10 protein-coding genes are annotated in these 13,777 nt (G+C 54.7%); 2 read left to right on the top strand and 8 right to left on the bottom strand.

What is annotated here, in order from left to right:
- Window positions 1-151 precede the first annotated feature (151 nt).
- The gene (locus ACYAC5_RS09575) at window positions 152-1,351 is read left to right on the top strand and encodes an enolase C-terminal domain-like protein (RefSeq protein ID WP_192233810.1); all 1,200 of its coding nucleotides are present in this window, start codon (window positions 152-154) and stop codon (window positions 1,349-1,351) included.
- Window position 1,352: 1 nt separating this feature from the next.
- Here ACYAC5_RS09575 and ACYAC5_RS09570 read toward each other — a convergent pair whose 3' ends face one another.
- Together ACYAC5_RS09570 and ACYAC5_RS09565 are read right to left on the bottom strand one after the other, a co-directional pair.
- Entirely contained in the window at window positions 1,353-2,069 is a 717-nt protein-coding gene (locus ACYAC5_RS09570) for a GntR family transcriptional regulator (protein WP_192411866.1), read from the bottom strand.
- An 85-nt stretch (window positions 2,070-2,154) separates the two neighbouring features.
- Complete coding sequence (locus tag ACYAC5_RS09565; RefSeq protein WP_280172809.1) at window positions 2,155-2,826, bottom strand: pirin family protein; 672 nt, start codon at window positions 2,824-2,826, stop codon at window positions 2,155-2,157.
- 204 nt (window positions 2,827-3,030) lie between these two features.
- Here ACYAC5_RS09565 and ACYAC5_RS09560 point away from each other — a divergent pair, with 204 nt between their 5' ends.
- Window positions 3,031-3,594, top strand: a complete 564-nt coding sequence (locus ACYAC5_RS09560; protein ID WP_217546678.1) for a TetR/AcrR family transcriptional regulator — start codon at window positions 3,031-3,033, stop codon at window positions 3,592-3,594.
- A 2-nt stretch (window positions 3,595-3,596) separates the two neighbouring features.
- Here the strand turns inward: ACYAC5_RS09560 and ACYAC5_RS09555 are convergent, their stop codons facing one another.
- The 6 genes from ACYAC5_RS09555 to ACYAC5_RS09530 form a co-directional block, all read right to left on the bottom strand.
- A complete protein-coding gene (locus tag ACYAC5_RS09555; RefSeq protein ID WP_222182904.1) occupies window positions 3,597-4,178 on the bottom strand; it encodes a TetR/AcrR family transcriptional regulator in 582 nt (193 codons plus the stop codon).
- A gap of 162 nt (window positions 4,179-4,340) precedes the next feature.
- Window positions 4,341-5,774 carry an efflux transporter outer membrane subunit gene (locus ACYAC5_RS09550; RefSeq protein ID WP_462062899.1) on the bottom strand — a complete coding sequence of 478 codons (1,434 nt, stop codon included), beginning with the start codon at window positions 5,772-5,774 and terminating at the stop codon, window positions 4,341-4,343.
- Between the two features lies 1 nt (window position 5,775).
- Window positions 5,776-8,931 (bottom strand): efflux RND transporter permease subunit, encoded by a 3,156-nt coding sequence (locus tag ACYAC5_RS09545; protein WP_462062898.1) that lies wholly within the window; start codon window positions 8,929-8,931, stop codon window positions 5,776-5,778.
- 2 nt (window positions 8,932-8,933) lie between these two features.
- The gene (locus tag ACYAC5_RS09540) at window positions 8,934-10,076 is read right to left on the bottom strand and encodes an efflux RND transporter periplasmic adaptor subunit (RefSeq protein WP_462062897.1); all 1,143 of its coding nucleotides are present in this window, start codon (window positions 10,074-10,076) and stop codon (window positions 8,934-8,936) included.
- A gap of 259 nt (window positions 10,077-10,335) precedes the next feature.
- Complete coding sequence (locus ACYAC5_RS09535) at window positions 10,336-10,977, bottom strand: glutamate racemase (RefSeq protein WP_462062896.1); 642 nt, start codon at window positions 10,975-10,977, stop codon at window positions 10,336-10,338.
- A 99-nt stretch (window positions 10,978-11,076) separates the two neighbouring features.
- Window positions 11,077-13,437, bottom strand: coding sequence for a membrane-bound PQQ-dependent dehydrogenase, glucose/quinate/shikimate family (locus ACYAC5_RS09530; RefSeq protein WP_462062895.1), 2,361 nt, complete (start codon window positions 13,435-13,437; stop codon window positions 11,077-11,079).
- Window positions 13,438-13,777: the final 340 nt, after the last annotated feature.

The following is a 13,777-nucleotide window of genomic DNA, read 5'->3' as shown; positions in this document are numbered from 1 at the left end:
TTTATCGCGATAAACACTCTTTTTTACTGACCAATATTTATTGGCTGAAAAAGGGTTTGCGTCTCAATAAAAACCCGGTAATGATACGCCAAAATAGCTTATCAACAGGCCTTGAAATTGAGCGCAGTCACTGCGCCACAGGAGTTTTCACGTGACCCCAACCCTCATTGAAAGTATTGAGTGTTTTATTACCCGCCCCGATCGCCATAACCTTATTACCGTACGTGTTACCACCAATAAAGGGATTACCGGTCACGGCTGCGCCACCTTTCAACAGCGTCCTTTGGCGGTAAAAACCATGGTGGATGAGTATCTGGTGCCGCTATTAGTTGGACGCGATGCCAACAATATTGAAGACCTGTGGCAGATGATGAACGTTAATGCCTATTGGCGTAACGGTCCGGTGACCAACAATGCCATTTCGGGCGTGGATATGGCGCTGTGGGATATTAAATCGCAGTTAGCCGATATGCCTTTATATCAGCTGTGGGGCGGCAAAGCGCGCGATGCGATTGCAGCTTACACCCATGCCAGCGGTGAAACGCTGGAGGAACTTTATACCTCCGTTGATAACGCCTTAGAGAAAGGCTATCGCCATATCCGCTGTCAGCTGGGCTTTTACGGCGGAACGCCGAAAGAACTCCACGCACCGGAAAATAGCACCTCCGGCGCTTATTACTCGCAGCAAGAGTACATGACGAATACGGTCGAGATGTTCCGCGCGTTGCGGGAGAAATACGGTCACTGTTTTGAAATATTGCATGACGTGCATGAGCGCTTATTCCCGCAGCAGGCCATTCAGCTGGTAAAACAGCTTGAGCCATATATGCCCTACTTCCTTGAGGATGTGCTCCCACCCGCGCAAACTGGCTGGCTAGCGCAGTTGCGTCAGCAAAGCGCGGTGCCGTTAGCGTTAGGCGAATTATTTAATAATCCCGCAGAATGGCACGAGTTAATTGTCAATCGTCGCATCGACTTTATTCGTTGTCACGTCTCGCAGATTGGTGGTATTACGCCGGCATTGAAACTGGCTGCACTGTGTCAGGCATTTGGTGTGCGACTGGCATGGCACGGACCGGGCGATATGACGCCGATTGGCGTGGCGGTTAATACACATCTGAATATTCACCTGCACAATGCTGCGATTCAGGAATTTATTCCACGCTCAACGCTGACGGATGCCATTTTCCCTGGCGCGCCGGAAATAAAAAATGGCTATCTCTATCCGCCGCAAGCATCAGGTATTGGCGTTGGCTTTGATCAGGCATTAGCGGAAAAATATCCGGTGGTTTATCGTCCGCATGAATGGACGCAGAGTCGCCTGCCAGACGGCACCATGCACACGCCATAAGTTAGCGCTGTTGCTGGCGGAAACGCAGATTATCCGGGTTATGCGGAATCAGATAGGTGCAGGTGTAATGAATATCAACGATGTCGCTGATTTCATACACCTGCCCGCCCTGCAAAATACCACGATTAATAATGTGCATCGCCGGACTGCCTTTTTTACAACCCAGTAGCGTCGCCTGTTCGCGGTTAACGCTAATCGCACGATAGCTGGTGAGTAAATGTGAGATTTGGTAGCCTTTGGACAACACATATTGCTGTATCGAGCGCTCAATAACCTCACCGTTGAGATCGGTAAATAAGGTTGCGGGCATACGCGATATTTCAATTTGTACCGCCACATTATCGACATAGCGCAGGCGGGAAAACTCCCAGATAAATGCGTTGTCGTTAATGGCAAATATCTGTTGCTCATCACTATCGGGGCGCCTTTTACGCAGGCTAAGTGAGCGGTAATGCATCTGATCAAAGCGCTTTTCGGTGATCGAATTATAAACCAGCGGGTTATTACGTACCGTTTCATTAATCCAGATACCTGATCCCTGCACGATACGTACCGCGCCGATACTCACCAGTTTCTCCAGCGCCTGGCGGATAGTGAAACGCGATACGCCATATTCTTCGGCCAGCTGGCGTTCAGGCGGTAATTTGCGCGGCGCGGAGGTATCTTCCTGATAGATCTTGCTCAGCAAATCCTGGGTAACGAACTCTTTCTTTTTCATTGAATTACCCTCCTCCGGTGTTTTATCCGCAGATGATAGCACGATGTTATATGGAGGAAGGGTTAGGTGCCCATGAATGGCGGCTCTACAGGCTTTTCTGCACCAGAAACGCAATCAGCGTTGCATCCCGCTCGCCCATCAACGCTGGCAAAGCCTTGTTATCGCTGACGGAATCGCCTTTGTGCAACCGTTCATTATCCATACGCACAATGCCGTCCAGCACGCTGACCCAGCTGGAAAAGCCTGCACGCTGTGGCACATCCACCTGTTTGCCGCGCTCCAGTTTCAGGTCATAAATGTATACCGCCTGATTCAGCGCCAGCGGCGCCTCGCTGCCGTGCGGCCCTGCCAGTAACGTCCACGCGTTTACTGCCGCACCGTCCGCGCGGGTAAAGGTATTGACCTGCGGCTCACCGCCGGTTTGCGCTGGATTAATGGTGGCCTGCAACATCTCGGTTTCGATAAAAGGCGCAGACTCGGCAAAGCGCATGCCGCTACCGGCACTCAGCAGCAGCGCGCGTTTGGCGTTAAGGGAGTGCGTTTCACCCTGCTCGGTGCTGTGCAGCAGCGAACCGCGCCAAACGTAGCTGAAAATCTCGCTATCCTGATGAGAATGCAGCGGGATAGTGGCATCCAGTTGCAGCGTCATTTGGTCGACAATCGCCAGCGGTCCAAACGCTTCACCGGGACGCTGACGGCGAATGGAAAAAGGACCATATTCAAACAGCTGATCGCGTTGGGCGCGCAGGATGTTCATGATGTTATTCCTTGATGATTTTTTCTGTCCACCATCATAGAGGTCTGAAAAATCATGAACAGCAGGCAAAACTGCTCGCTTAAATCAAAAAAACTGAACAATGCTAAAGCGCCGAAATAATCAGGTTGGGTTAATGTTTTTATTCATCGCCAGTATAGCTTTAATTGCGTAAAATAGCCGCTTTATTCTGCGAGTGTAATAATCATGAACCGAAGCGAACAGATCCTGGCCGCCGCCGAGCAATGCATGCGGCTGAAGGGCTTTCACCAGACATCGATTCAGAATATTGCCAGCCAGGCCGACGTCAGTATTGGTTTAATTTATAAATACTATAAAAACAAAGAGGCGATCATTGAGGCATTAGTCACCAATGTAGTGCAGCGGATGATCACGCTACTCAATGCCGACTTTGAACGTATCGCGCATATGAAAGGACATTATCACGAAGCGGAAGATATTGTGCCGGCGGCAGTGGAAAACAGTATTATTCTGCTGATGGAAGTGTCATCTGAAGCCACGCGTAATAATCGCATCCAACAAATCATGCTCGATGCCTGGCATGATCTTAAAAATAATTTTATTGCTCAGGAGCAGACGCTGCACCCCGAGCAGGACGCCAATGCCATTCACACCCGCTTATATGTGATGTCGCTGATTATTGACGGCATTATTATTCGCCGCTGCATGAAGCAGCGCGATATGGCGTCGGGCTTTATGCCGTTTTTCAATGCGGTGGTGAATGATGTCTATCCGCACGGGGCGGTGTAAATTCAGCCGAACAGATGCTGGCTGAGAACGCCGTTCACCCGCTGCATTTCACGTTGGTCCAGGTCGCTATCGACGAAGGCGCGACAGGCGACGCCATCGACCAGCAGCAATAAAAATTGAATGCGATTGGCGCGCTGTGTTGGATCGATATCAGGTTGTTGCGCGCGAAAAATAGCCGCTAACTCAGCAAGTAATAATTGCTCCTGCTGGGCCAGAATGGTACGCACCGATTCATTACGCGACGCCTCAGAATACATTTCCAGTAATAATTTCCGGTCCTGACTCGGCCAATGCTGCCAGAATGGCGAATCAGCGTTGATAATATCCTGAGTCGATTGTTGTGCGGGCAAATGTTGTATTAAAAACAGGCGCCAGTTCTGCGCGATGCTTTTTATTGTTTCCATTACAATAAGTTCTTTACTGCTAAAGTATCGATATATCTGTCCTGCCCCTAACGCAGATTCGCGGCTAATATCCGCCATGCTGGCGCCATGAAATCCGGATCGACTAAAACAGACTTTCGCCGCAGAAATCACCTGCTGCTGACGCTGTAAGAGAAAATCGTCATGTTCAGAGTGACTCACATTGGCTCCGAAAAAGAATTTATCGTTTTAATCCCGTCATCATACGTGATGCGTTTCCGGTGAGAAACCCAGACAATGTTTCCAATTCTTGCTTCCCCGCACGCAGGCCATGTAGCGACGCAATTTGTTGCGCGATAAATCGCGCCGCTACGAAAAGTGCAATTATTGCGCGCTCATTATTTCAGATTCTTTCAACGCCGTGCCGCCACCCATCACTTTATAGAAGGTGATCAAATTCAGGTAATAGGCTTGCTGCGTACTCACCAGATTGGTTCGGGCACTGTACAGCGTGCGCTGCGCGGTTAACGCATTGAGGTAGCTATCAACGCCGTTGCGGTAGCGCAGATCCGCCAAATGATAATAGGTTTGCGATGCCGCTACATTACGCTGCTGACTGCTGAGCTGATCGTTGATGGTGCCACGACGCGCCAGCGCATCCGCCACTTCCTGGAAGGCGGTTTGCACCGCTTTCTCATACGCCGCTACGTAATACTCTTTCTGTGCTTTGGTGTATTTCAGGTAAGAGACGTTGTAGCCGCCCTGGAAAATCGGCAGTGAAATGCTCGGTGCAAACGACCAAATGCCCGCCCCGTTTTTAAACAGCGTCGACAGATCGCTACTGCCGACGCCGCCGCTGCCCGTCAGCGTAATGCTCGGGAAGAAGTTGGCACGCGCCGCGCCGATACTGGCGTTGGCAGACTTGAGATTATGCTCGGCTTGCAACACATCAGGACGATTCAGCAACGCATCTGATGAGACGCCCGCAGGTACCTCGCGCAGTGCGTTACCTATCGATTCAATGCTGTCAGGCAGCAGGTTATCCGGCACGCTGCGGCCCACCACCAAATCCAGCGCGTTTTTATCCTGCGCCACCAGCGTGCTGTAGCTGGCGACATCGGCCTGCGCGGATTGATAGGTGGTTTCCGCAGACGAGACATCCACCATTGAGGCGATACCATTTTCCATCTGCTTGCGCGTCACCTGCCATGATTGTCGCGCGCTCTCGGCGGTCTCTTTAGCAATCGCCAGATTGCTGCGATCGGCGGCGAGCTGCAGCCAGTAATCCACGGTGTTGTACAACACCGTCAGGCGCGTGCTGCGTGCGCCCTGCAGCGTGCCGAGATAGGTTTCATACTGCTCGCGCGTCAGGCTCTGGTTTTTGCCAAACAGATCGAGTTCAAACGAACTGACGCTACCTTCTGCCGAATAACTGTTGCTGATGGCGGTTTGATTGCCTTCGCCTGTTAACGCGCGCGAACGCGTGCCGCTCACGCCGGCGCTAATAGCCGGGAACAGATTGGCCCGCTCTTCACCGTATTGCGCATGCGCGGATTTAACGCTGGCCACCGCTTCACGCAAGTCGCGGCTGCTATCCAGCGCCATCGCCACCACCTGGCGCAGTTGGGCGTCGAGCACATAATCCTGCCAGCTCAGGTCGCGGTAGTTGCTGGCTGGCGTACCTTGCAATGAACGATAGGCTTCACCGCTCGGCATCTGGCTGCTGACCGCGCCTTGCGGGCGCTCATAGTGCGGATCGAGCGACACACAACCCGACAGCAGAGCGGGAACCAATACCATTAAGAGTTTTGCCGACATGTTATTCCCCCGCCTTGGGCACAGATGCATGATTATCGTCATGCGGTATCGCCGGGAACACGCGACGCACCAGAACAAAGAACAGCGGTACAAAGAAGATTGCCAGCAAGGTAGCGGTCAGCGTGCCGCCAATAATACCGGTACCAATCGCAATACGGCTGTTGGCGCCCGCGCCGGTGGAAATCGCCAGCGGCAATACGCCAGCGGTAAATGCCAGCGAAGTCATAATGATGGGCCGCAGGCGCATCGATGCCGCGTGCGTCGCCGCCTTCACCAAGCTTTCCCCTTTGCGGTAATTGTCTTCGGCGAACTCAACGATCAGAATCGCGTTCTTCGCCGACAAGCCAATGATGGTTAACAGCGCCACCTGGAAGTAGACGTCGTTTTCCAGCCCGCGCAGGCTGATCGCCAGCAGCGAGCCGATCACCCCGAGCGGCACCACCATCATCACCGAGAACGGCACCGACCAGCTTTCATACAACGCCGCCAGGCACAGGAACACCACAATCAGCGAGATGCCATACAGCGACATCGCCTGGTTGCCGGAGAGTTTTTCCTGATAGGACAAGCCGCTCCACGCAAAAGTGGTGCCCGCCGGCAGCTTCGCCGCCAGTTTTTCCATCGCGCTGATCGCATCCCCGGAACTCTTGCCGGCCGCCGCCGAACCTTCGATTTCGTAGGACGCGAGGCCGTTATAACGAGACAGCACATCCGGGCCGTACGCCCACTCTGAGGAGGCAAACGACGCAAACGGCACCATGGTGGTATTGCTGTTGCTATCGCTGCCGCGCACGTACCAGCGATCGATATCTTCCGGCTTGCTGCGGAACTGCTGATCGCCCTGCATGTAAACCTTCTTCACGCGGCCACGATCGGTGAAGTCGTTGATGTAGCTGCCGCCAATCGCCGCGCTGAGCGTGTCGTTGATGTCGCTGATGGTGAGACCCAGCGACTGCGCTTTTTCATCGTCGATATTGACCTGCAGCTGCGGCAAATCCGGCAAGGTGTTGGCACGCACCGCGCTGAGCAGCGGATCCTGATTGGCTTCAGCAATCAGCTGATTGCGCATTTGCAGTAGCTGATCGCGCCCGGTGGCACCACGCGCCTGCAGCTCAAAGGTGAATCCGTCTGACTGCCCTAAACCGGACACCGACGGCGGCGACAGCACGAAGATCTGCGCATCACGAATGCTGGCAAGATTGGCCATGGCACGCGCGGCAATGGCATCGGCACTGTTTTCAGCACCTTTACGCTCGCTCCAGTTCTTCAGCGAGATAAAGCCAATCCCGGCGTTCTGGCCGCTGCCGGCAAAACTGAAGCCATTCACCAGCATACTGACGTTGATGTTGTCTTTTTCTTTGGTGGCGAAGTATTCCTGCACCTGACGACGAACCGCGCTGGTGCGGTTTTCCGTCGCGCCCGGTGCCAGCTGGTATTGCACCATGATATAGCCCTGATCCTCAGTCGGCAGGAAGCCGGTCGGCAAACGCATATACAGCACCGCGCAACCGATCAGCAGCACCGCGTAGAGCAGCAGATAGCGCACCGAACTGTGCAGCACATGACCCACGCCGTTGTGATAACGCGCCTGCACGCGCTCGTAGCTGCGATTGAACCAGCCGAAAAAGCCCTTTTGGCCGCCTTCTTCGTTGTGCGGTTTGAGCAGCGTGGCGCACAACGCCGGCGTCAACGTTAACGCCACGATCACCGACAGCACCATCGATGACACAATGGTGATGGAGAACTGACGATAGATAACGCCGGTTGAGCCGCTAAAGAAGGTCATCGGCAGAAACACCGCCGACAGCACCAGCGCGATACCAATCAGCGCGCCGGTGATCTCTTTCATCGATTTCTCAGTGGCCTGACGCGGCGGCAAACCCTCTTCGCGCATCACACGTTCGACGTTCTCCACCACCACGATTGCGTCATCCACTAACAGCCCGATGGCGAGCACCATGCCGAACATGGTTAAGGTGTTGATCGAGTACCCGAACAGTGACAGCACGCCAAAGGTTCCCAGCAACACCACCGGCACGGCAATCGCCGGAATCAGCGTGGTGCGGATGTTCTGCAGAAACACGAACATCACGATCACCACCAGAATCACCGCCTCGATCAGGGTTTTCACCACCTCTTCAATCGAGATTTTCACGAAGTCGGTGCTGTCGAGCGGATACGCCACTTCATAGCCCGGCGGCATGCTGCTGCGGAACTCGTCGATGGTGGCTTTCACCTGTTCGGCGGTTGAAAGCGCATTGGCGCCGGACGCCAGTTGCACCGCAATCCCTGAAGCCGGATGACCGTTCGCCAGCACGTTGGCGCTGTAATCCTCGTCACCCATTTCCACGCGTGCCACATCACTCAGATGCACCACCGAGCCGTCGCTTTGGCTTTTCAACACGATATTGCGGAACTGTTCCGGCGTTTGCAGACGTGAACGCGAACGCACGGTCGCCACCAGCTGCTGCTCTTTGCTGGCCGGTTGCGCGCCCAGCTGACCGGAGGAAACCTGGGTATTCTGGCTCTCCAGCGCGCTGGTCACATCGGACGGCATCAGCGAAAAGGAGGCGAGTTTGGCGGGATCGAGCCAGATGCGCATGGCGTATTCGGCACCAAACACCTGCACGCTACCGACGCCCGGCACGCGCGCCAGCGTATCTTCCATGTTGCTGACCATGTAGTCCGCCACATCGGCCGAGGTGCTTTGGTTGGTTTTATCGTACAGCGCCAGAATCAGCAGGAAGTCGCTTTGCGCCTTCTCCACCGTCACGCCTTGCGTGGTAACGGACGTCGGCAAGCGGCTTTCGGCCTGCTGCACTTTGTTCTGCACCTGCACCTGCGCAATATCCGGATCGGTGCCCTGCTGGAAAGTGACGCTGATTTTTACCTGGCCGGTTGAGGCGGTGCTGGTGGAATCGAAATAAAGCAAGCCGTCGAGGCCGGTGAGCTGCTGCTCGATCACCTGCGTGACGCTGCTTTCCAGCGTTTCCGCCGACGCGCCGGTGTAAGTGGCCTGAATACTGATCTGCGGCGGTGCGACGTCGGGATATTGCGCAATCGGCAGGCTTTTAATGCTGAGCACGCCAAACATCATGATGCAGATGGCAATCACCCAGGCGAATACCGGGCGGCGAATAAAGAACTGAGCCAACATAATTACTGGCCTCCGCTGCGGGCGCTGTTTGGCGTCACTTCAACTGCTTTTACCGTCATCCCGGCCTGCACTTTGGCGGTGCCTTCGACAATCAGCTTGTCGCCGCTGTTTAAACCGCTGGTCACCAGCCAGGTGTTGCCGATAACCCGATCGGTCACCACTTCCCGGCTTTGCACTTTGTTCTCGTTATCCACCACCAGCGCCGTGGCGTTGCCCTTAGCATCACGCGTGATGCCCTGCTGCGGGGCCAGAATCGCATCCTTTTTAACGCCGTTAGTGACGCTGGCGCGCACATACATGCCCGGCAACAATTCATGCTGCGGATTAGGGAAAATAGCGCGCAGCGTAACGGTTCCGGTGGCTTCATCAACCGCCACTTCAGTCAGTTCCAGCTTGCCGGGATGATCGTAATTGCTGCCGTCTTCCAGTTTTACCGTTACTGGCACCACATCGCTGCTCTGCTGGAGGGAAGCCTGCTGACGCTTCAGTTTCAGCAGTTGCACGCTGGATTGCGTGAGATCGACATAGATCGGATCGAGCGCGCGAATGGTCGCCAGCGCCGTGGTTTGCGCCGAGGTCACCAGCGCGCCCGGCGTCACTGACGAGATGCCGATGCGGCCAGAAATCGGTGCTTTGATTTGCGTGTAGTTGAGGTTGATGCGGGCGCTTTCGACGGCGGCACGATATTGATCAACCGACGCCACGTTCTGTTGATAGGTTGCCAGCGCATCGTCGGCATCCTGACGCGATACGCCATTCTCTTTCACCAGCGCGCTATAGCGCGCGGATTTTAACTGGCTGCTTTTCACTAACGCCTGCGCATTTTTCAACTGCGCAACGGCCTGATCGTAGCTGGCCTGATAGCTGGCTGCATCGATTTGATACAGCACCTGACCGGCTTTGACTTCGTCGCCTTCGGTAAACAGGCGCTTCTGGATGATACCGTCCACCTGCGGACGCACTTCCGACACCATGCTGCCCACCACGCGTCCGGTGAGTTGGCTATCGAGCGTCACCGACTCGGTTTGCAGCGTTTTCACGCCAACTTCGGTGGTCATGTCGCCCGCTGGCGGGGCGCTATTTTGGTCACAGGCGGCGAGCAATAACACCAGCCCGGCGATGACCGTGCGCTGAAAATTCTTCATGAATAATCCTGTAGTGAACGTTCATTCTCAATCGTGAGTCTACCAAATCGCGGATGTGGGCGTATGTCAGGAAAATGAAAAGAGCGCTCCTGAAAAGCGACAGCAGAATAGCGTCCCCTTTGATTGAGGATTTTTAGGGGTTAAATCGCGATAGGTTACAAAGTGTTGCTAACGATAATGAGTAATAAGTATTAATGCAAATGATTATTATTTACATGAAAGTAAACGTTAACCCGATGCGCGGTCTTGCATGCGCACCCTACGAAAAATTATGTACCACCTTTAACGCCAGCTGCGGGCTGGTTAACGGCTGACTATCGGCGCTAAACAGCCTGGACGCCGCCGCCATGGAAACCTGGGCCAGCGCCACATGATCCGCGCCCTGCTGCTTCCCGTCTGCCACCGCTTGCGCAATCATCTGCATATACGCATCCTGATGACCCGCTTTGAACGCCGCCCATGCGCCAGGAATCAGCTGCACAACAGGATGCTGTTCCACCGGCAGCGTCGCTGGGCAAAACAGCGCGCGCGTCGCCGCCAGCGTGGATTCCGCCGCACACAGCACCAGAGATTTACCCGGCAAACGGTGCACTTCATCGGCCAGCATGCGATCGGTGCGATACACCGGGCAATCATGCCCTTCAGCGTTAAAATCATCGGCGACCGGACCCAGCGTCGAGCAGGTAATCAGAATTGCGTCGAACCACGGCGTCAGGCTGCGTAACAGCTGTTCCAGCTTTTGCTGCTGAGAAGCGGTCATGCCACCGGTCAGCTCCGCTTCCGCCAGCAAATGCGGCATCACGATATGACTCAGTGCGCCGTTGCTCATGCCCAATGAGTGCGCGGCATCATCGAAAATAGCGATATTACTGGCAGCGGTATGCAGGCAGGCGATAGTCATACAGTTCCTTATCAGTGGCGTCTTTCACGGAGGTTCAATATAACCTGACAAAAACAAAAAAAGGCGCCACAGCGGGCGCCTTATTCTATTTTACAGCGATTACTTCAAACGGAATGCCACAACGCTGTCACCCGCCTGGGTGCCAAGCGAACCGTGACCGCCTGCGGCAATCACCACGTACTGCTTACCGTCTTTACCCATAAAGGTAGACGGCGTGGCTTGCGCACCGGCACTCAGCTCGGTCTGCCACAGCAGCTCGCCGGTGGTGCTGTCGTAGGCGCGGAAGAAGTTATCCGCTGTTGCACCGTGGAACACCAAATCCCCTGCGGTCAGCAATGGACCACCGTGCGCCACCATGCCCATCGGGAAGCCGATGGGGAAGCGGCCAGGCAGGAAGCTGGTCTTCAGGTTTTTGGTGACGCCCACGCGGCGCAGCCATTCGGTTTTACCGGTCTTCAGATCCACGCCCACCATGCGGCCCCAAGGCGGCGCAACACAGGGAATGCCGAGGCCTGACGCCATCTGCTGGATATGGATCGCGTAGTCACCGTGGAAGTTTTCGTTCCAGTATGGCGTGCCATCTTTGGTGAACAGGCGCTCGGTGGCGGTCTGCTCGGTGCGTTTGATCAGGTTGTACTTGTAGGCCAGGCGCACTGGCGCGGCAATCAGCATTTGACGCTGCGGATCAACCGCAACAGAACCCCAGTTGAACACACCAATGTTGCCAGGGAAGATCAGTGAACCGCCTTCCGTTGCTGGCGTCCACGGATTGCCATCATAGCGCAGGCTACGGAAATCCATGCGGCATGACATCTGGTCAAACGGCGTGATGCCCCACATTGACTTCTCGGTCAACGGCTGCGGGATGAAGTTCAGGCTGGAAACCGGCTGAGTCGACGCAAATTTCTCACCCGCTACGCCACCTTCAGTAGAAACCTTCACCTGGTTCACCGGATACACCGGCTGGCCGGTAAGACGGTTCAGCACAAACAGGTTGCCGGTTTTGGTCGGCAGGATCACCACAGGCTGCTTCTGGCCTTGATAATCGATGTCCACCAACGAAGGCTGTGACGGATTATCGCGGTCCCACAGATCGTGGTTGGAGCTCTGATAGCGCCATTTGAACGCACCGGTTTGCAGATCCAGCGCCACCAGCGCATCACGGAACTTCTCGGTGTTGCTGTTCGGATCGCGTTCAATGCCCACTTCATCCGGTGAAGCGTTACCAAACGGCACATAGACTAGGCCATTTTTCAGGTCAGCACTCAATGTGCCCCACGCCACTGGCGTGTCCTGCGGGTAGTTTTGACCGGCAGCAATTGGCGCGGTGTTATCCGGGTTAGCCGGATCAAAGTTCCACACCAGACGACCGCTTTGCACGTCATAGGCACGGATCACGCCTGACGGGTTGCCGCTGTTGAAGCCGTTATCCATCACGGAACCGCCAACGATCACCAGCTTGCCCGCCACCAGCGGTGCTGCGGTTTGCATCAGCGCATGTGGACGTACTTCACCCATGTTGGCGTGCAGATCAACCACACCGTTCTGACCGAAATCTGCGCACGGTTTACCGGTATCGGCATCCAGCGCAATCAGCTGCGCATCGGTGGTGGCGTTAAAGATACGCTTACGGCAGATGGCCGGATTCGCGGCGCTATCCTGTGCGGCAACCGGAGTTTCTTCGTAGTAGCTTACGCCGCGACAGGTCTGATGCTGCTGCAGGTAAGAGCGGTCTTTATTTGGCGTAAATTTCCACTTCACCGCGCCGGTTTCCGGATCAAGCGCATGCACTTCGTTATGCGGCGTACAGAAATACAGCATACCGTTGGCTTTCAGCGGCGTAGCTTCGAAGGTGTATTCGGTGGCATCCGCATCCTGGCGCAAATCACCGGTGTGATAGGTCCATGCAACTTCGAGGTTTTTGACGTTGTCTTTGCTGATCTGATTCAGCGCCGAGAAACGCAGGCCGTCAGACGAACCACCGTACGCGGTCCAGTCGTTAGCGGCGCCCTGCTCGCTGTTTTGCTCGCGGGCATTGCTGATGGTGCCTTGCTGCGGAACCGGATCGTAGAAGCACAGACCAATCACCACCACGATCATGATAATCACGGTGCCGCCGAGGAAGGCGTGGAAACGGCGTTCACCGCGATACAGCGGCTTCACCACCCACGGCATCGCCAGCCACAGGCCGATCACGCCGAACAGGTCACCGCGTGGGATCCACTGCCATTTATCAAAGCCCACTTCCCAGATAATCCAGGCGAGCGTAATCCACATCAGCACCGCATAAAGCGCCAGCGCGCTGCGCTGGTTGCGGAACAGTAATATTGCGGTGATAAGTAATCCCACCGCCATCAGCGCATAGAAGGCGCTGCCGCCCAGCATCAACAGCTTGCCGCCCATGTACAGCAAGGCAATCGCCAGAATCGCGAGCACGATACTGGTTAATTTGTTAACCATGCTAATCCCTCAACCATATTCATCGAAAAACCTCAAAAATAACCCCACATAAAATCAACAGAATTTTAACTTACGTTACCGTTTAGTAAAAACCCGTTGCGAGGTGTGTCGTTAGCTCCGCTAATGAATGTAGTTTGGCTAATGGCTGCCAGCTACCGCCTGGTTCAATGTGTGACTGAAATCACGTTTCATTTTCGTTGAGAGAATTAATCATTAGTGAGGAAAATTCGCATTTTTTGATAACAAAAATGGCGAGGATGCGCGATTTGGGGGCATTTGCGCCTGAGACATAACCTTGCGCAGATTTGTTACTACGTCCGCTGTAGTAGAAAACTTACGC

This window comes from Pantoea sp. y20 (assembly GCF_054903455.1).
This window is presented reverse-complemented; position numbering and strand designations above follow the sequence as displayed.